The sequence below is a fragment of the Pseudomonas sp. TWP3-2 genome (genome assembly GCF_049897765.1).
Taxonomy (GTDB): domain Bacteria; phylum Pseudomonadota; class Gammaproteobacteria; order Pseudomonadales; family Pseudomonadaceae; genus Aquipseudomonas.
In genome coordinates, this window is record NZ_JAFCWW010000025.1 from 53,795 (window position 1) to 72,697 (window position 18,903).

The following is an 18,903-nucleotide window of genomic DNA, read 5'->3' on the forward strand; positions in this document are numbered from 1 at the left end:
TTCCCCCTTAAACCGGCCAAAAACGCGAAAAACGTGGATAAAAAAGTATCCCCGGACACCATAGGCAAATATTAACAGCTATTCGCTATTGTTCTGATCGTTATTTGAAGGCCAGAAACACAAACGGCGCCGAAGGGCGCCGTGTGCTTTGCGGGTGAGTCACGCTACTGCAAGAAGCTCAGGTACCACCTGGCCGGAGTCGATGAAATACCAGTCGCTGTCGGTCAGGTTGTTGATGAGGAACAGCGCCACGTCTGCCTTTGATTTGTGCTTGAGTAACCGCTGCATCTTGAGCGAAGGCCCGCGCCACTCCGGCTCAACGCCCGCGACCTTGGCAGCTGCCAAGTTGTGATGCCCGTCGAGCAACACCCGGTACATGGCGCCACGCAACTCAACGGTCAACGTGCTGACAATGAACGTTTTGAACGTTCCGGCCTTGCGCTGCACCTTCTTCGGGTTGAGGTAGCGCTGCGAGCTGATGAGGGGCGGCGGACTCACGATTTAGCTTCCTTTCGAAGTATTACGTTTTCGGCTTTGAGGCTGTCGCGCTCTTCTGTCAGCTCTTTTACTTCGGCCTGAATGTCTTTCACCCACTGGATGGCGTAAGGCACGCACTGGCCGTGGGGGGCGCACTCTGGAATGACATTCAGTAGGCGATCACGCTCGGCTATGATCTTGTCGTCAATTTCGACCTCTTCCGAAAGCCGTTTGATCTCGGCGATCAGGGCCACGACAGCGGCAGGGCTTGCAGCAGCGATGAATGCAGCATCCTCGGCGCTTATGCTCACCATGTGATGAACCGGCACAGTATCTGTACCCAGCGCGACAGAACCATTCACTACCGGCCAAGGTGCTTTTAGCTGCGGATGGTCTTTCACGGTGAAGATGCGGCGTTCTATGTGCGTACCCCCTAAACGACAAGGCAATTCTGTTTCGATAACCTGCCAATCGCCTTGCGTTGCTGCGCTGGCCAGCCGCATCAGTTCGCTGTGGTCGCTCATGGGTTTACCTTCTCTTCAGGGTCAAGTTGGAACTCTCTGCACATGGCGTAGGCGGCCATTGAGCCAAGCCCAAAGGCATCGCGCACCAGCGCCCACCGCACGCGCACCGGCTGGTCTTTGCTCGGGCGGATGTTGCGCAGCGCCCTTTCCAGCAGTGAGCGTTCGTCGAATTGCTGACCGGCCAGCATCATTGGACACCCCCAGCTGCGCGCACCAGCACGTCCTTGTGAGAGCTGTTACCGGCCAGCGCCATAGCGGTGATGAAATAGTGATTGCGCCGACGGTTGTAGACGACTTCCTCACGGTCGGTACCGGCAAACAGCACCTCGCGCGCCTTCACGCACAAGGGCTTGCCGCCCACGGTGAAGCTGAGGTGGTCACCCGGCTGAACCTGCCCCGGCCCGGACAAGGCGCGCCAGCCTCCAGCGCTTGCCTGTACTCCCTGCGCAAGTCGCGGATGGAGCTTCAACACATCACTATCAAAATCCAGCAGCTGGTTATGTGGGCTGAATAGCGCCCGGACGTTGATCACCACGCGGCCGAGGCTCGCGCCTTCGTTGATCTCCAGCAGCTTGCGTAACACCTTCTGGCAGACGGCTTGATCTTCGACGTTGAATGGCTCAGGCGCCAGCTCGGCGGCTTCTGGATCGCTCGTAAGGCAATCGGGAAGGATCCCGAATTCGAGGGCTTCCAAGAAGGACATCACCCCCATAGCGCAACGGATGTCTTCAGTGCTCGCCTTCGCTACCCGCATACCTATCAGCATCAGTTCAAGCCGAGTCGACGCTGCTCGGCCCTGTGCGGTGTCATGTTCCATTTGACGCATTTGATCCGACATAAAATAATCCCCGTACAAGACGAGTATCATTAAACAATAATTTTATAACGTTTTCGAGCGGTTTTATGGCTGAAACCCTTCACGCTCGGCGGGGCTATTCCGCGAACGGCTCACCGTAGGCGTCCATACCGTTTTCATTGAGGTGCTGGCGGCCTTTCTCGGTCAGGAAGTAGATCCCCTCAGCCACGTCGACCATCGCCAGCGCCAGCAAAGTGGCAAGTGCGTCCTGATCGGCGATTTCATCTTCAGAAGCGGCGCTGACCTTCGCGATGGCCACCAACTGATCCAGTGCCTTGTCATCCATCTGGCGTTCTTTGGCGCTGTCGAGCATTGCGATGGCCGTCCGGAAGGATTCGGCCATACGCATTTCGTGCAACGCCTGCTCTACGTTGCCTTCTGCCAGGTTGATCGGGCCGTTGTTCTCGACGACTTCAAGGCCAGCTTGCAGATGGGCTACAGCTCCGGCGGTGGCTGCGTCGTCGAGCATGATCCCGCTGGCGGCCACGATCTCGCGCGCAGCTACGTAGGTGCTCGCCAGTGTCAGAACGGGCAATCCATCACTGGTGGAAGACTGGGAAACCGGCGGCGCCGAGTCCAACAGTGCCGCGCACGCACGGCCCTTGTCGTTGAGTACATTGGCGCCCTTCTCGGTGTACCGGTCGATCAGACCGAGATCGATCAACGTGTCACGCCCTGACTTGCTCGGCACGTCGCCATCCTCCAGCACCTGGCCTTCGGCTTTCGCCAGCTTGGTCAGCACGTCGCGGGCAGCATCGTCCAAACCGGTCAGCTCCGGTACCGAATCAGTCATGGCGCCGCCCAACTTCGACACCAGCGCTGCAATCGTGGCCTTGCGTTCGGTGATTTGGGTGTCCAGCTCGGCAACTTGTTGCGTCAGCGCATCGACCTGCTTGTGCTTGGGTGTGGACATGCCCCGAGGCAACGCAACAGCTTTGCGAGCCTGGGCTTTCTGGAATGCATGCTGATTCTTTTCAGCCATGGAAGCGATCTCGCCCACAGCCTTTTCAATGTCGGTGTGTTCCTTGAGCGGCATCACCGACTTGTTGAGCACGACCTGATAGATATCGCCGGTACTGTTCACCCGCAGCGTGATCATCTGCCCACTGACCAGAGTCAGGAAGGCTTCGCGGTAAGTGGTGTCGGAACTGCGCCGGGCCTTGTTACTGAATTCAGACGAAACAACGGTTTGTCCCGCACGCCCCAGCTGCTGAGTAATCTGTTTGATTGCCTTTTCAGCACCGGCAGGCGAAGAGAAGTCCAGGGAGTTGGTTTTAGGCATGGGGCGGGTTCTCGGGAGTGTGGAAATACTCACCATTTTGAAGCCCAAAAGCCGGGGCGTAATGTGGCGCTTTGCGCCGCAACACCTCCCGCTTGCCTGTTCTTTCGCTGCGCTTCAGAACAGGCAAGCCCTCCCGGCCCCATAAAGGTTTCGAGTGGTTCGCCTTGCTACTCACTTTTGGAAGAATCGGCTAGATTCCTGCCCCCATTGCCCGCTGAGTAGACACTTCATAGACCTGCTGCATTACCGAACCTTGTCCTGCTGGACGGTTCCCGCGGCGTTTTTAACGTGGTGCCGGTCTATTCCCCTTGCCCACATGGTAATGCCCCCAGGTTGCGAGCCTGGGAAGGCGTGAAGCGCGTCGCACGGTCGGCCCTGTGCAATGAATCCCCATTGGGCCGTACAGTCGCAAAGACGGGTAACAAACGCTTGATATCCAACCCCGTCTATCGCATACGCTTACGTCCATTTTGGGCGCACGAAAACCACTCGGGCGCACAAAAAAGCGCGACTGCTCGATGAGTGAGGGGGCGGATCTGTAGACAAGGGCGCGTGTTCGCGCCAGAATTGGGCCTACAGAGTCGAGCATCCCCGCCGCCACAGCTGGAATTCCCCTCGACTCAAGGCTAAGGGAGTTTGCACCTCCGCATAGCCCTTCAAGACCCGCTTATAGCGGGTCTTGTCGTATCTGGCGCGCAGAATAACCGCGAGAATCATCATTACGCCATAGTGGCTATTTGTACAGCCTGTACAAAAGCACATATCTATGCGGTTTTGTCCCCGGACAATCAGGGGGCGTAAAGCCCCCTATCTGCGCCCTCTCCCGACGAACGGTAGTCCGCTCCTTAACTCGGCAAAGGCTTGCTTGTCAGGCCGTTCAAGCTGTCCTTGTGCGGGTGCTTTTGGACGCTGATGCCGTCGCTGGTGATGTCTCCGCCGGTCTGCGTAACCGGCCCGTTGATGGTCAGCGCCGCGGCAATGGCCGCTATTGAATCAGCCGTCAGCACCAGTGTGGTACCGCCCACAACCAGCGCGATTTTCTCGCCCGCGTTGATGGTGAACACCTTGTCGGCGTTGAATTCGAAGTTATCGTGGTTCCAGCGCCGAGTTGATTGCTCGTTGCCCGTGTTCACCGGCCGATGCCCCACGATGATTGGGTAGCGCTCATCACCATTACGGAATGACACCCATATCGGCATGCCGACGACAATGCGGATCTCAGTGTTGGTCGAGTCGCAGCCCATCGGGTAGCACATTTCCGCAATCGGGAACTCTTGGGCGCCGTCAGTGAATGGTGGGATCTCGACGCGGATCTCGCGCCGCTCCCGGTTCCCATCGACCGCCCGCACGAATGCGGCCGCGTAGTTAGGTAGCATTGACCAACCTCCCCAGCCATAGGCGGCTGGTGCTCTCCATCGCCCCGGTTTTCTGCATGCCAGCGTGTGCGGCGGTGATGACCACAAGATTCTCCCCGCCCACCGCCAGCACGCTACCCGCCTGAATCTGCTGGCACTGCTGAGAGTCGACGGTTTTGGTGCGTACCAGCACACACGAGGCGTTGCGCAGTTGGCGCGGCTCGCCCCGTGGCATGAAGTTGATTACGCGCGATTCACCCATCTGCCCGGTGATGATCGCGCCAGAGTCGTCGACGGTGTAGAAGCTCGGGACTTGCTGAAGCTCCAGAAACTCGCTATCAACCTTCGCGCTTGAGTCCACTTGGCCAATGTCGTCAACCGGCGCCTGTTTGGCGATATCGGTCAGGCGCATCACCTGCAACTTGCCGCCGACCAGCACCAGCGCGGCGCCCTCTTCCTGTAGCACCCTGGCTACGCCGTAACTGGGTTGTGTGCCACGAAAGCAACTGAACCGCGGCACAGAGAAGTCGCTACCGATGCGCAGGTAAGCGCCACAGCTGCGCAGGACGGCCGAGAACGATGCATCCCGCATTACGACTGCCTGCGCCACCGGTTCGGCCAGTGGCGCGCAGCTGGCCAGCAACGCGATAACACTCATCGCCTGCTGCTGCTCTTTGCCCTGCACTTCACCGAGCGGCGGCGCCTTCTGTGTTTTGACGATCTTGTAAGCCAGGTTCTCTCGGCCTGACCAGATAGTGGCGCCCCGCTTCAGCTTGGCTTCCACGCCATCAATCAGCTTTACGGTGAACTCCAGGCTGCGCGGGATTGGCGTCAAGTCCGACCGGCTCACCCATCGAATTACGACGTCGGTGGGGAGCTGGTCGCCGTTTTCACTCAAGTAGACGTTCATCGCCATCCACCAAATGCTTGAAGTCGTGCCCCATGTGCTGCTGGTAAAGCACGCCTTGGACAACTGGATAGCCCGGCGGCACGTTGGTACTGCCGTCGTTCGGCTCGCCCTCGGCCGGGGCGCGGAAGATCGGCACGACGCATTTGAGCGCTACGTCGGCCGCAAGGATCTTCAGGTTCTTCTGCTCGGTTTCGATCTTCATCCAGTCGATGCGCTTCGTTTCTAGCTGCATCGGCGCCGGAACTTCGTATTGCCCGAACTTGTATTTGGCGTCCATGTAGCGGCGGTGCGGCTGCTGCATGAACGCGCTGAGCTGCGCCGCCAGTGATTTGGCCGTATCGCCATCACTGGCAATCACCACCACCTGAATACGCCGGTCGTGCATGTCCTGTCGGTAGTCGTACCACGAGCCACCTTCAAAGATTTGCACGCGCTCAAACCCAGTATGGTGGCCGCCCCAGTCGGCGCCGGTACCCAAAAAATCATCATCAGTCGCGAGCAGAATCACCGGCAGCTTGGTGGTTGCGCCTTTCTCGCCGTTCTCGTTCTTGCGGTACTGCGCCAGCATTGACTCAACCTTGTCGAGCATGCGCGACGGCGCCCACTGCATGGCCTGAGCCGGGCGCCTGGCGCGGAACTCTTGAAGCGCCGAAGTATCGGTGTACAGCTTGTTAAACCAGTCAAGCAGGTACCAGCCAAAGGCCTCCTTTTGCTGGATAAAGCTGCCGTTTAATTCAGCCATTTGAAACCTCTTTCGCTACTGGATTGCCGGGTGTCAGCGTGTGGGCGTGCCGCATCAAAGCAGCACCTCCCCATCGACCAACCACGTCGGCGCCACCGGGCGATGATCCACCAGTGGGAACTCTTCACCCTGCGGCCATTTGCGCAGTTTTTGGCGGTACGCTTGCAGCTCGGTGTATTGCTCGGCGGTCAGCGTTGTGGCGCCACCAGCCTCCACTTCGTCACGGTGGCGAGAAACAACACCGTCCGACTCGGCAAGCTGCGCATCCCGCCAGCTACGTTCGGTTGCGGCGGCTTCCTCGTCGGACATCGGAGGCAGATCCGCTTCCATTGGCAACCCATCCGGGCCGGGGACGATGACTTTGCTACGTGACGGCGCCAACAGCAGCGACTCGTAAAGCTCGTCGGAGATAGCTACCGCGTTGGCAGGGATCAAGCACGCCGGGTTGTCGACCTCAATCCATTGCGGCTCTGCCTCTTCGTCGGGATCGCCGTCTTTGAGTGGGCGCGACCAATTCGGATCAATCACGAGGATTCTTCGCTCGCCATGACTTTCGGTGTTGTAGAAGCCCGCAGGCGACTGGCTGTAATAGATCATAGATACCCCTTAATACCCTTCCGCAACCCAATAAACCGCCTCTGCCGTTCGTGCACCAGTCAGAAATGCGCCCACGCTAAAACCTGTCCGCCCCAAACCATCAGTGCGAACCATCACGTTCGTGTCTCGGGTGGGGCCGCCACCGATGTAAGCCACGGCCACCAGCGATAGAAGCCGGGTGGCGAAGACCTCTGGGAACAGCACTGCCAGATCCCCCGAGCCGCTAGTGGTCAATGTGCCCCACTGGCGAAGCCTTCCGCTTGGCATACGTTCCTTGCCGATGACTGCCAGTGTTGTGGCAAACTCAGCGGAGTATTTCAGCGCAGACATCCCCTCTTCCAATACATAGTTCGTATCGCCGATTGTGAGAACACCATTCGACAAAGGCGGGATAGTGATGCTCGACAGGTTATTCGCAAGAGCTACGATGAGATCGGAGCCTTGCCGATTGACCACGACGTCGCCCGACCCCACGTTTTGGATATAGAACTTCGCGCCGCTGGTGCCCGCGCTCAACAACGGCAACGTCACTGTTGCAGGGCCATTGACAACGATTCTGCGACCAGCCATTGCCGGAGTTAGCACGACAGTGGGCGTACTGAAGGTTGTTTGCCCTGCAAAACTCCCCACCGCCCGCATCACAAATTCTGTGGTTGCCAAAGAATCATCTGCGTGCGAAATCGGGGCCGTTGGCCCATTCGGACGCGTCTTGAATTGCAGTACGTAGTCCTGCACCTCTTGGTCATTCTGGGCAAGTACGCTTGCTCTGCTCATTGGTGATCTTCCTGTGCGCCTGCGAGCCATTGCGGAGCGATTGGGCGCTCTTGTGAAGCAGGGAATTGGGGGGACTGAGGCCAATCACGCAGTGTCTGCATGTAAACCAGCAACTCGTTGAATTGCTCTGCCGTCAAAGTTGTTGCCACGGCAATCTCTAGCTGATCGCGGTGCCGCTCGCGCAGCCACATCACAGAGGACAGCTCGCCGTCGCGCCACGCTCGCTCATGAGCCGAAATATCCTGAACGGGTACAGGTGGATCAACGAGCTTCGGAACACTCTGATCATCCCAGCCGATCAGTAACCCAGCCGACAAGCCACTGAGGAGACTTGCATATGTGTCAGCGCTGATCTCTACAGCATCTTCCGGGATGTTGGTATTGCCTGGCCGATGGAAAAAACCGGCAGCTGTAGGAGACATGAAAATTTGCATAAGTTATTTCCCGATGGAGAGCCAAACTACGTTGTATCCACCACCCGCCTTGGCACCGGAAGATGGGACATAGCACGGGATTACTGCACCGGATAAGCTGACCGCCGTGTAAGCGACGGCCATACCAGTGATAGCCCCTGAGATTCCGAGAATCTGAACGTGCCTGGTGTTGTAATTCGTCGGTAGAGTAATTACGCAATCACCGTTTGAACTCACAACGGTAATTCCCCACTGAAAAGTGAAGCCTCCAAGCCAGCTGGGAAGTCGAATAAACCCACTAGTACCAATGGACATTCCGAAGCCACCAAAGAGCTTTTTGGCGGTTACAAACTTAGTGTCATCGGCGCCCGCATCAACTTCATTTTGAGTTGCGACCTTCGCCGTCCCGTCCTTGATTTCGGTCGCTTGGGTCGCCAGCGGAGCCAAGACAGCGATATCAATCGTTCCCTGGTTAACCGGTGTGTTCCAGGCTTTGATGCACCACATCACCGCAAGGTTGCGCGGGCGGACTGTCCGCCAGTAAGGCAAGCCAAATGATCCGGCTGTGATACCGCTGGCCGTATAATTGATGTCGGCGCTAAAACCCGGCGCCGGGTCAGCGTCGATTTGATTGACGTTGCCGATACCTTGGACGGTCGGCCCTACGCCGTCATCCCCTTGAATCTTGGTACCGGTCTGATAGCTGCCGATAACTCGGCCCGCATCAACCCCGCGCCCATGATCCCAGCCACGCAGGAACTCGCCGCGCGTTTCAGGCAAGCGGGTGGAGTTAGCCGGGTCACCGGCAATGTTGTATTTCTTGTTGAGGTACGCGGCCAGGTCAGGATAAAGCGCGTCCAGAAACAGGCTGCCGTCCGCTTCCAAATAGCCCGGCGGCACCACGCCATCCGGGAATGGCATCAGGGCGCCCACCGGTACCGCCGATTTCATTTTCTCCAGCTCAGCAGCCAGCGCGGCAACGTCGATCTGCCCCTGATTGACCGGGGCGTTCCACGCTTTGATGCACCACATCACCGCCAAGCTGCGCGGGCGGGTTTCCGATTCGGCGCTTTGGTTGTAGGTTCTCACCACCCCAATAGACAAAGTGTCGTTGTCACCCCCAAAAGTGGCACGCGTAGCCCAGTCAGCGGCCCCATCTTTCAGCACCGTTACCGGAACGTCTCCCATAGGGTCGTAAATCTGGCCCCCGCCTGAACTCGTTGGTAATTTGTGAAAGTGAGCCTTGGTAGAGTCAGCGGCCCAGCTACCAATCGCGCGGCCTGCATCCACACCACGCCCATGATCCCAACCGCGTAGAAACTCGCCGCGCGAATCAGGCAAGCGGAAGTTACCGGCGCCCTCATTGCCCTTGTTGAAGGCCGTCCCGAGGTATGCGGCCAGATCCGGATAGGTGGCGATGCTCTGCACACTGCCATCCAGCTCCATGTAGCCGATAGGAACAATCCCGGTTGGTACCGGCAGCATCGAGCCTACAGGCAAGCCCGACGCGGTTTTCATCAAGGCTTGAACCTCGGCCTTGGTGTAGCCGTCAGCAACCCTGAATGATTTGAAGGCCAGGATTTCGAAGTTGTCACCCAAGTTGCAAGGGATGGTTTTGGTGACTTTGGAGCCGTCCGCTGCTGAGGCGTAATCGGTGATTTCGCGCCCGTTGTGCAGCACGATGATGCTGCCGGGGACGTGTGGGGCATTGAAGATGGTCTGTGCCACCGATGCCGTGAATGAAAAGCGCTCAAACGCCTTGCCGCTACCCACGCCACCGCCCAACTGGAAGCTGGCGCCGTCGTAGTTGAGGTCGTACAGGGATCCTGCCTTGATATCGCCCGCGTCCAGCTCGATCAGCCCGTTATCGCCGCCACGCTTCACAGCTTTGACGCCAATTCCCGCGATGTTGACCGTTACCGGCCCGGTGTTGGTGCTGGCCGCCACAAACTGGAAGCGCTGGAACTTGGCCAGGGCTGCCAGTTTCGACTCAGGGGCATCCAGCTTTAGCACCAACGCATTCGCAGCGCTGCCAGCGGAATGCACAAGGCCCATCAGTGGCCCGGCATCCTTTGCAACGTCCGCGCGCAGTAGATACTGCGGGTGAGCATTCGCGGCACCTTCATGCGCCGACAGCGCGGCGAGCGCAGCACTTTGGTCGGGATCGATGACGATAGTGATGCTGTTCGCCGGTACCTGGGCGAATGCCAGATCCGCGAACATGACGTAGGCCACGCCATTGGTCTTGTAGGACGCGATCTGGCCGTCTGCTCTCGACCAAACGAACACCAGCGTGTCACCAGACCAGAAAGCGATCTCGCCAATGGGCACGTCGCCCACGTCTTCCTTCCATGCGGCGCTGATGCGCAGCTGGTAAGGCGTTGGGCGACTACCGCCTGCGAACGGCACCCGGTTACCGATTGGATTGACCAGCGCCACTTCGGAGCCGTTAGGGTCGTAGTGAGCCAGGCCAAACGAAACGCTGTCGACGATGAGTTCAATCCCGGTGTTGTTGGCGTTGAACGCCGCAGCCTGACCGGCGAGCGTCAGCGTGGGATTGAGAATTAAAGGATCTGCCATAAAGCCCCCGGCGGTTATTTATGGCAAAGCGTAAGGCCGAAAAACGGCCCTACTTGGTGAAGGTTTGCATGTCTAAACGGTCGCTGGAGCTGAACAACAAGTTCGAACCGCCGACCTTGATGCCTGGGCCGATTTGCGTATACGCCTCGATCCGACGCTGGTGATAAAGCGCGGTACCGGTGATACGCCCAACGTTGAATCCGTAGGCGATGCAGGCAATCGGGATTGTCAGCGCCGCCCGGCGCGCGGCACGTAGATCCAGCACGAACCGGGCAGCCACCGCTGTACGGGCAGCCGCAAGGATCCGCTCCGGAACAATCTCTGTCTCGATATCCACGCGCAAGCGACTGGTAAGGAAGTAATCGGTCAGCTCTTCACCCGCCAGCCCTATTTCGTTCTCCGTCATGAGGTCGACCGGATACGCGCCGTCCTTCTTGCACCACATCTGGTCAATGGTGAAGACGTCGCCGAACAAGGCCCGCAGGTAGAACCGCAGGAAGTGTGTGCCGCGCTGAGGGTTGAGGTAGCGCCACGCCTTGAACAGCATGCGGGTTTTGTCGCTCGTGGTGTCGTTGAGCAGCGCCAGCCCGTCGTTGTTCAACCCACGACTGATAAAGGCGTCTGGCCCAAGGTGCGGCATCCCGAGCGTGTTGGCGTCAATCACCTGGCCCGCAAGATTCTTGCGGTAGAGACTGACGAATAACGCCTTGAATTCGGACTCAATGGCGTCAAATTCGGCACTGCGCAATAAGGGCTTGAGTTCCATTAGTTCGCTGTCTCCGTGAGCACTTCCAGGCTCTCTTCCGTGACATAGCGGAAGTGCTCGGGCAGATCTGCCGTGTCATCACCAATCAGGTCGACCGAGATGTCAGCCACGCGCTGAGTGAGCGCCGGGACGTTCTGGCGCAACAGGTCATAGATGTCCTTCTTCAGCATCTTGGCTTCGCCGCGCTTGGCCCACTCCGACGTGCGACCGTAGTTGTCCAGGATCAGCGCACGCACGGCCTGTTTGATCGCCGCAGAGTCATAAGTCGACGGCACGTAGAGGGTGAGCTTGAGGGGAACGTGTTTTTCTATCGCCGCGACGAACGTGATGCGGTAGCTGTTATCGGCGGTGGTGATGATGAATGTGATCTCAGTTTGCAGCGCGGCCTGTGTTACCCCTTCCTTGACCACTGACACATACAACCGGTTGATATTGTCGATACCCGGCTCTCGCACCTGCTCTTCTTTGCGCTCATTCCACACGCTGAGGAACGTGATCGCGCCCAGCTTCTTGCGCACCAGAAAATCAAAGTTCGACAGGTAGACCGCGTTTTCGCTGTAGATCCCCGGAAAGGAACAGCTCTCGCGCATTGTCGGGATGTCCATAGGCGCTTCGCCGACTTGCGTCACCTCAGACAGCAACATGGTCGCTTTCTCGGTGGCATCGGTGTATTCGAAGTAGAACGCCATGCCGACGGTCGGACTGATATCGCCCTCAGTGTCGTAGATCGAGATATTGATTTTCGTGCCGACGGCAGGCTGCATCCCTGAAAGCCCGCTAACGCCGAACACTAGCCCGATGACCTGATTTTCATCGGTGTGAATGTGATAGATCTGATCGCCGTCCAGCACGTTGCAGAACTCGGGGGCGTAGTCCCAGCCGGTCACCGACACTTCAGCAATATGGCCAATTTGAGGTTCTGCCAGGTCGATGGTGTAGAACGGCTGATTCTGCGCGACGGTGTGTGTCACGGTTCGCAGCTCCACCTGGCGGGCCACGATGCTGGCGGACTCGCCCACAGCCACCTGAGCACCGGTTGTCACCCGCCACATCCGCCCGTTCTGATCGCGCAACACGCGCCCGGTCAAGATCTTCAGCACCTTGGTGCCGTCATTCTTGACGCTGATCCCGGCGATACACGGGCGGCCGAATGGCAGCACCCCCTTCACCGACGCATCCGCCAATACGGTCACATCGCGCGCCTTCAGATACACCTCACCGGTGGTGATTTCCACCTGTGCGCTCAACTGCGCCAGCATGGCGGCCATAGATGCCAGGCCTTGGGTGATCAGCGGATCGCCGATCTGGAAGCGCTTGGCCAGCGTCGGGTAGTTGGTGATCTCGTCTGCCGCGTCCTGAATGAACTGGTCTTTAGTAATTGCCACGGGATACCTCTGACAAGTCGGACAGGCTCAACATGCGGCCAGCGACCTCGATATGAACGGTTTTGATGTCGACGCCTTCAGACGAGGCGTACAGGTTGATCGTCCCTGCGGGGAACGCGCCAAGCACGGGGATATCCTTGAGCAGCTTGGCGAGGAACCAATCGGCCAGTGGCGAATTGAGGGGCTTTTGCAGCATCTCTTCGACTGGGTTGCCGTAGGTGCTGCCAAGGTAGGTGTTCGGCTTGGTCGCCCACCAGTGCGCAATCATGCGAAAAATCAGGTCTGTGTTTAACGTTTCGGCCATGACGGACGCGCTCGGAATGCTTTGCGGTCATCTTGGCAAAGAAAACCGCCACCCTTGGGCAGCGGTTTGCAGGTCAATACGGCCCCATCATTCCAATCCCGCCCGCGGAGGCATGCGCAATGCTGCGGTCGCCAACGTTCTGCGATAGCGGCGCCTCAAGATTGACCGTTGTCGCTCCATCTTTGCCGCCACCAGCGCCCGGCGGTGGCGCCTTGACCTCTGCCATGCTAGGGATCTTCACCTGGCTGGCGTCGGCCGCCGCTGGCGCATAGCTCGCCACTTTGGGGGCGGCCAGCGTTGCCGGTACCGAACTGTTTGCCACCGTCACCGGCCGCGGCTGTGTGGGCGCCATGATGCCGATTGGCGTGGCCGCCTGCGCTCCGGCCAGCGTCTTGGGTGACGCCACCGTTGCCATGGTGCTGGCCACCGCCGTTCCCACTGCTGCTGGCGCCGCCACCTTCATTTCGTCCGCGCGCCGGGTAGGCGTTAGATCGCCCGCCTTGGCCTGCGCCAGATAGGTTTCTTCGTACTTTTTCTTTACGTCGGCCAGGCCGTTGGTACCGCCGTTGGTAAGCTTGCGCGCCTTGTCCATGTCCCCGGCCTGAGCTGCCTTGTCGGCGCCGGAGCTTTTCCAGTGCTGCACGGCGATCTGCGCCGAATACTTCGGGTCTGCCGCCAGCTCAGGGTTGTTCACAAGGTCAACGCCCAGCTTCTTGCCCATTTCCTCATACTGGGCACGCCCGGTCAGCTGCAACGCGCCACGCCCACGAAACTTGTAGCCGTCGCCTGGATCCTTGTTCCCCATGCGCCCGCCGTACACCTTGTTGGCGATGGCTTCAGGGTTGCCCGCGTCAGCACGGGCTGAGTCGGCGTCCTTGTAGTATTTGGGGAACACCTCCTGCAAGCGCTTGGCGCTGTAGTTCAGGTTCTCTTCACTCTTCTTGAAGCCGCCCGATTCGTGGTCAACGTTGGCCATCAACATGGCTTTGGATTTTGGGTCTGTGATGCCGCCCGCATCCATCGCCTGAATCAGCTGATCCTTGGCCGCATTGGAGCTGCTGGATCCGAATTTCCCGCCCGTGGCCTTGTAGAGCACGTTCGAACCGGCGTCTGCAACGCTGGTCGCCTTGTCGGCCACGTAATCCTTGCCGTCCTGCACCTTGTCCATCACGGTGTCTTTAACGCCCAACACCGCGTCGGTGGCATCCTTCCAGGCGCCTTTAATCCACTGACCTACGGCTTCGAATGCTTTGGCCTGGACGTCAAGGAAGCCTTTGAAACCGTCGGACACAAACGAGAATGCAGCGGTGGCAGCATCAAGCGCGCCATCCTTCAGGCTGATGAATGCATCGCCGATCTTGCCGGGGATTGCTTCCAGATCCACGGTGGACAGCCACTCGCCAACCATGCCGCCCAATGCATCACCGACCATGGCGCCAGCGATAGCGCCAGCTGGCCCGCCCAGCATCCCCAGCACGCCGCCCACAATGCCGCCGACACCGCTACCGACGTTGCCCCACTTGTTTTTCTTGTTCTCATCCTTCGACAGATTGGGGTCATCATCGGCCATGACGTCCGAGGCGATCATGGCGCCACCGAACAGGGCGCCGATGATAGGGATCTTCTTCAGCAGCCCTTTTCCTAACCCTTTGGCAAGCCCGCCCAGTCCGCCGCCTCTTGGGGTTGGCGGTCTAGGTGGACGTCCGCCACGCCCCCCGCCGCCAGCCGCATCTGCTCCCCGTGTACGCGATCCGTCGGCGTTGCGTCTGTTACCGCGCCCACCTGAGTCACCGGCACCGCCCCCCGCGTTGTTCCCAGCAGCGCCACCTCTGCCACCATTCCCGCCAGCGCCGCCCCGCGCGCCACGTCGAGAACTACCCGATCCACCTCCCCTGGAGTTGCGACCACCACGCGAACGCCCAGGCAACAGTCTGCTGGCGGCGCCGAGCAAGCGCCCCAACCCCAAGAGCTTACCCAGCATCTTGAGTGGCGCCAGTGCGGTGCCAATCAACGCCATCAGCATCCCGAGCATTGCGCCCATTCCACTGCGGCCGCCCTTACGGTTCGCATCCGCTTGCGTGCGCCAGATTCGGCGCAACCACCCGATGTTCTCCCTGTGCTCTTTGGTCTGCTTGTCCCTTCCAAACAGGCGGCCGAACGGCTTGAATACCGCCAGTGCAGGCGAAAGAATCCCGCCGATCTCTTTCGCCGCCTGAATGGCCGGGTCTACGTTGTCGACATCAGCGGTCAGCTTGCTCCCCATGTCCCTGGCAGCATCAACAATTGACCCACCAATAGCCCGCGCGGCGCTCCCATCCATCCCGGCGCCATCGCTGGAACCGCCTTGCTCGTCTGGCTGATTGGCGCCATCACGAATAAACCGTCCATTGGCGTCACGAGCGCCAGCACGTCGGGGAATGTTCACCCGATCATCCGGTGGGCCTCTACGATTGCGCTGCGTGGTGCTGTCAGCGTCGGAGTTACCCGCCGGGCGAGGTGGCGCGGGATCGTTGACCGGATCGTTGCTTGGGCCTCGGCCACCGGGTGTAGGCGTTGGCGATCCTGGCGGTGTAGGCGTTGCCGGGGGCTGCCCTTGGCTTTGGCTGAGGCGGCGCGCAATCTCGCTGGTGCTGTCGGCGATGTCGCGCAGCAACTTCAGCTCTTGCGCCAGCTTCTCAATCTCGGCGGCAATGCTCTCGCCCCGCAGAAAGCCCGTCGTTTCATCATGATCAAGTGCCATGGCTTACTGACCCCTGATCACGGAATCGACCATAGCCATGGCTTTCTTCACACTGCTGGCCACGACTGCAATGGCGCCTTTTTCTTCCTCTTTTTCAGGCTCAGGCTGGTAGTCCGGCAGGTTGGTGTTGTTCATGAAGCGCTTGGCGCTGTCGAGCATTGATTGCCCGATTTCCATGTTGATACCGCGCTCCATCACCAGCGGCGCGCTATCAAGCATCGGCGCTTCAATCTTTGCTTGTCTCAGGCGCTCCAGCAGCTGCGCGTTGTGCTCCAACAGCTCATCGTTGTCCCGGCACGCCTTCAGATAGTCGGTGCTCAAGCCCTCGGCAAAGGAGTCCGACACCTTGATCATGCTGTCCACCGCGTCCAGCAGGGCCGCGCTTTCCGTTGCGAAGGTGTCCGCCGACGTAAACCCGCCCGGCGCCACGCTATCCAGCATCACCGCATAGCCGCGGTTGTCGTCGTAGTTGGGTGCCCGCACCAGATCCATGCCGAAATAGCCCTTCGGTACGCGCAGGCCGTTCTCTTCAGGCGCGAAAATGGCCGAGCTGAAGCCAAACGCCTTGCTTTCCCACAAGCGCTGGCCAACGCGACCGGGCGCAGTGGCAAGAAACTCCTGCTCGTGCTCGACGTCGCCGTTGGGGTGGCACTTGAGGTAGATCGTTCGCACCGAGGGTTCAAGCACTACCTGTACACCGTCCACCAGCACAGTTTCCGGAACGTCCAAGCCGTACTTCTCCCGGAACTGGTGCCCGACGTAGCCCACGATGTCGCCCTTCTGGATCGCTTCCTGCACGGCGGCGCCGTTGAAGAGGCGCATGGCGGCATCAATGTCCAACTTGCGCGGCTGGCCGGTGAAATTGCGCTTGATGTTGTTCAGGTTGTAGCGGATCACGCCCGTGCGCTTATTCATTTCTTGCATCCTCGTCGTCTGTGGTGGCGTTCGCGTCATCGGGCAGATCTATATCCGGCTCACCGCCGCCGAAGCCTGGCTGTACGGGTGGCTTGGCGTTGGCCAGGCCTTTGGCAAACATTTCCGCGCCTTCAGCATCCAGCTCTGCGACCTTGGCCAGCATGTAAGCGACCACCTCTTTAGGCAGACCCAAGTCACGCAGCTGCGCGAGGATCTGCACCAGAATTGCGGACTTGTTCATGGCGCGTTCTGAGTTGGCCTGCTTTTCAGCCTCCAGCGCCGCGATACCACCGTAGAAGTGGATCGTGTAAGGCCGCTCGGTGTCAGGCCAGCACTTGCCGTACTTGGCCATCATGTGGCGGTCGATAGTGTCGTTGCAGGTCTTGGTGTAGCTGGTGCGCAGCATGCGGGCGCGTTCTGCCCCCATGGCGCTGGTGCGGTTTGAACCACCGTCGCCCAGGCCGCCCGACAGCTGATCGGCGAAGCCCATCTGAGAGATGTCAGTGCCGAGCGTGCCCGCCAGCTTTTTGGCGTGAAACATGACGTCTTCGACGCCCAAGTTCTGGCCGCTGGCGCCGGAAGCGATGCTGCTCACTTGGGTCAGCTGCTTGTCGTTCCACACCGGCATGATGTTGAAGTTGCGGGACGTGGAATAAACACCGTCCTCAACCTGCTTGTGCGCCCGCGCCTTCATTTCCACGAGCATCTTCTTGGTGTTTTCGATGATCTTGGCGCGCTGTTCCTTCGTGGTGTCGGCCAGGTTCATCGTCAGCAGCACTTCTTCGATAGAGCTGGCGATACGCTGCCCCACCAGACCGCGCAAGGCCGAGTACAGGTTGTCGAAATCCTGCTCCGCGGCCTCCAGCAGCGAGCCGCCCACCAGCCCCGGAAGCGGCACGATGTTGCGTAGGTCGGTGGCTTCCAGATTGATCTTCTGCGCGTTCTCGATGGCCTTCATCTGCGGCAGCATGAGCATGCGCGGCATCTTCCAGCGCACCATGTCCATGTGACTGATTCGGCTCTGTAGCTTCTCGCCCAGGCTCACCACGTAGCCGACAGTACGGCCCAGCTCTTCGTAGGGCTGCACTAGCGGCGTGAACAGCGCTTCGTGGTCGAACGCTACAATCCCTACGCCCTTGACGGTGTACAGCTTCGCGTAGGCGTCACCAAACCCGGCCGCGTTGAAGCCCATGGAGTGGCAACTGTCATTGAGCATCTTGATGATCGGCGCCAGCTCATCGACCATTTTTTTGTCGGCGCGGCTGATCTTGGGTTTGGCCTCAAGGAAAACCGTTTCCCCCGTGGTTTCGTGACCGCCCAGCGCCATCTGGATGTTGTTGCGCAGGGCCGTGGAAATAAGCCCCTCCTGCATCATGAAGTGGTACTTCATGTAGATCTGAGAACGGTTGCGCACCGGCTTGCCGGAGTTGCCCAGCAGCATTTCGATGCCGACGTAATCAGATTCGAAGGTGTCCACCTGAGCCAGTCGGTGCGCAGCCTGCTGATTGGCCTGGCTGGCACTCATGTCGGAGAGTTGGCCGCCCATGATCAGATCGCGGGCGCCGCCAATGAGGCGCGACACCAGTCCTTTTTGGGGTTCAGTTGAATTAGCCATTCACGTACACACAGAGGCTTGAGTTAACCCCCAGCGTACAGGCGCTAAAACGCCCTCCCCGGCGCTGGTTTGCGCGCCTGCCGGGCACAAAAAAGCCCCGATGCTTTCACGCCGGGGCCGGACTTCGAACAGCTGCACTCTGCGCCTGGCGCTACCCTTCTAGATCTTCGCTCGCCGGTTCGTCTGGCCGAGGATTCAGCAGGTACTTGCGGGTGTACGGGGGGATATTCACGGTGCCGGTGACGTCGACAATCTCAAAGTTGACGATCACCCCCTCTCCCATCAGCACGGCCACCAGCATGCGCTTGCCCGGCTGCACGTAACCTTCGGTACCGGGATCGGCCAGCATCTCAATGGATGCTTCCAGCACGCCTTCCGCGTAGTCCAACCGGCTACCATCGTCGGAGGTGTTACCTAGCGGCGCGGCGTAGCCCTGCGAAAAGTGAATCCGCGCATCGCCCACCTCAACCCACTCGTAAGCCGCTTCGTCCTCATCACTCATAACGCCCAGCGGGCCAATGGTGGGATAGCCGTCGTTCGTCTCGTCGTCGCTGGTGCGGGTGACCTTCTTGTCGAAGAGCACGCACGGGATCGCGTTGGGTTCGCGCAGGGTGCGCTGGCGGTTTGCCCGGTTCATTTGAATAGCGATGTTGTTGAGCATGTCTTAT

19 protein-coding genes are annotated in these 18,903 nt (G+C 59.4%); all 19 read right to left on the bottom strand.

Features of this window, described 5'->3' with window-relative positions; all coding sequences use genetic code 11:
* Positions 1-159 precede the first annotated feature (159 nt).
* Complete coding sequence (locus ACP7EE_RS24945; RefSeq protein ID WP_426237498.1) at positions 160-498, bottom strand: hypothetical protein; 339 nt, start codon at positions 496-498, stop codon at positions 160-162.
* Positions 495-1,001, bottom strand: a complete 507-nt coding sequence (locus ACP7EE_RS24950; RefSeq protein WP_426237500.1) for a hypothetical protein — start codon at positions 999-1,001, stop codon at positions 495-497. Before ACP7EE_RS24950 ends, ACP7EE_RS24945 begins: the two co-directional genes overlap by 4 nt.
* Positions 998-1,192 carry a hypothetical protein gene (locus ACP7EE_RS24955; protein WP_426237502.1) on the bottom strand — a complete coding sequence of 65 codons (195 nt, stop codon included), beginning with the start codon at positions 1,190-1,192 and terminating at the stop codon, positions 998-1,000. The genes ACP7EE_RS24950 and ACP7EE_RS24955 overlap by 4 nt, the downstream gene beginning before the upstream one ends.
* Positions 1,189-1,839 (bottom strand): hypothetical protein, encoded by a 651-nt coding sequence (locus tag ACP7EE_RS24960; RefSeq protein WP_426237504.1) that lies wholly within the window; start codon positions 1,837-1,839, stop codon positions 1,189-1,191. Before ACP7EE_RS24960 ends, ACP7EE_RS24955 begins: the two co-directional genes overlap by 4 nt.
* A gap of 94 nt (positions 1,840-1,933) precedes the next feature.
* Complete coding sequence (locus tag ACP7EE_RS24965) at positions 1,934-3,139, bottom strand: hypothetical protein (protein ID WP_426237506.1); 1,206 nt, start codon at positions 3,137-3,139, stop codon at positions 1,934-1,936.
* Positions 3,140-3,984: 845 nt separating this feature from the next.
* A complete protein-coding gene (locus ACP7EE_RS24970) occupies positions 3,985-4,515 on the bottom strand; it encodes a hypothetical protein (protein ID WP_426237508.1) in 531 nt (176 codons plus the stop codon).
* Positions 4,505-5,404 carry a hypothetical protein gene (locus tag ACP7EE_RS24975; RefSeq protein ID WP_426237510.1) on the bottom strand — a complete coding sequence of 300 codons (900 nt, stop codon included), beginning with the start codon at positions 5,402-5,404 and terminating at the stop codon, positions 4,505-4,507. The genes ACP7EE_RS24970 and ACP7EE_RS24975 overlap by 11 nt, the downstream gene beginning before the upstream one ends.
* Positions 5,385-6,146, bottom strand: coding sequence for a hypothetical protein (locus ACP7EE_RS24980; RefSeq protein ID WP_426237512.1), 762 nt, complete (start codon positions 6,144-6,146; stop codon positions 5,385-5,387). The genes ACP7EE_RS24975 and ACP7EE_RS24980 overlap by 20 nt, the downstream gene beginning before the upstream one ends.
* Positions 6,147-6,200: 54 nt before the next feature.
* Positions 6,201-6,743 carry a phage tail assembly chaperone gene (locus ACP7EE_RS24985; RefSeq protein WP_426237514.1) on the bottom strand — a complete coding sequence of 181 codons (543 nt, stop codon included), beginning with the start codon at positions 6,741-6,743 and terminating at the stop codon, positions 6,201-6,203.
* Positions 6,744-6,752: 9 nt separating this feature from the next.
* A complete protein-coding gene (locus tag ACP7EE_RS24990; RefSeq protein WP_426237516.1) occupies positions 6,753-7,517 on the bottom strand; it encodes a gp53-like domain-containing protein in 765 nt (254 codons plus the stop codon).
* Positions 7,514-7,951 carry a phage tail assembly chaperone gene (locus tag ACP7EE_RS24995; RefSeq protein ID WP_426237518.1) on the bottom strand — a complete coding sequence of 146 codons (438 nt, stop codon included), beginning with the start codon at positions 7,949-7,951 and terminating at the stop codon, positions 7,514-7,516. Before ACP7EE_RS24995 ends, ACP7EE_RS24990 begins: the two co-directional genes overlap by 4 nt.
* A gap of 3 nt (positions 7,952-7,954) precedes the next feature.
* Entirely contained in the window at positions 7,955-10,510 is a 2,556-nt protein-coding gene (locus tag ACP7EE_RS25000; RefSeq protein WP_426237520.1) for a tail fiber protein, read from the bottom strand.
* A gap of 49 nt (positions 10,511-10,559) precedes the next feature.
* Positions 10,560-11,276: a hypothetical protein gene (locus tag ACP7EE_RS25005; RefSeq protein ID WP_426237522.1), complete on the bottom strand. Its 717-nt coding sequence runs from the start codon at positions 11,274-11,276 to the stop codon at positions 10,560-10,562.
* Complete coding sequence (locus tag ACP7EE_RS25010) at positions 11,276-12,661, bottom strand: hypothetical protein (protein WP_426237524.1); 1,386 nt, start codon at positions 12,659-12,661, stop codon at positions 11,276-11,278. Before ACP7EE_RS25010 ends, ACP7EE_RS25005 begins: the two co-directional genes overlap by 1 nt.
* Positions 12,648-12,965 (bottom strand): hypothetical protein, encoded by a 318-nt coding sequence (locus ACP7EE_RS25015; RefSeq protein WP_426237526.1) that lies wholly within the window; start codon positions 12,963-12,965, stop codon positions 12,648-12,650. The genes ACP7EE_RS25010 and ACP7EE_RS25015 overlap by 14 nt, the downstream gene beginning before the upstream one ends.
* A 73-nt stretch (positions 12,966-13,038) precedes the next feature.
* Positions 13,039-15,705, bottom strand: coding sequence for a glycoside hydrolase family 19 protein (locus ACP7EE_RS25020; RefSeq protein ID WP_426237528.1), 2,667 nt, complete (start codon positions 15,703-15,705; stop codon positions 13,039-13,041).
* Between the two features lie 3 nt (positions 15,706-15,708).
* On the bottom strand, positions 15,709-16,620 hold the full coding sequence (locus tag ACP7EE_RS25025) for a hypothetical protein (protein ID WP_426237530.1): 912 nt from the start codon (positions 16,618-16,620) through the stop codon (positions 15,709-15,711).
* A complete protein-coding gene (locus ACP7EE_RS25030) occupies positions 16,613-18,202 on the bottom strand; it encodes a hypothetical protein (RefSeq protein ID WP_426237532.1) in 1,590 nt (529 codons plus the stop codon). Before ACP7EE_RS25030 ends, ACP7EE_RS25025 begins: the two co-directional genes overlap by 8 nt.
* A gap of 184 nt (positions 18,203-18,386) precedes the next feature.
* A complete protein-coding gene (locus ACP7EE_RS25035; RefSeq protein WP_426237534.1) occupies positions 18,387-18,896 on the bottom strand; it encodes a hypothetical protein in 510 nt (169 codons plus the stop codon).
* Positions 18,897-18,903: the final 7 nt, after the last annotated feature.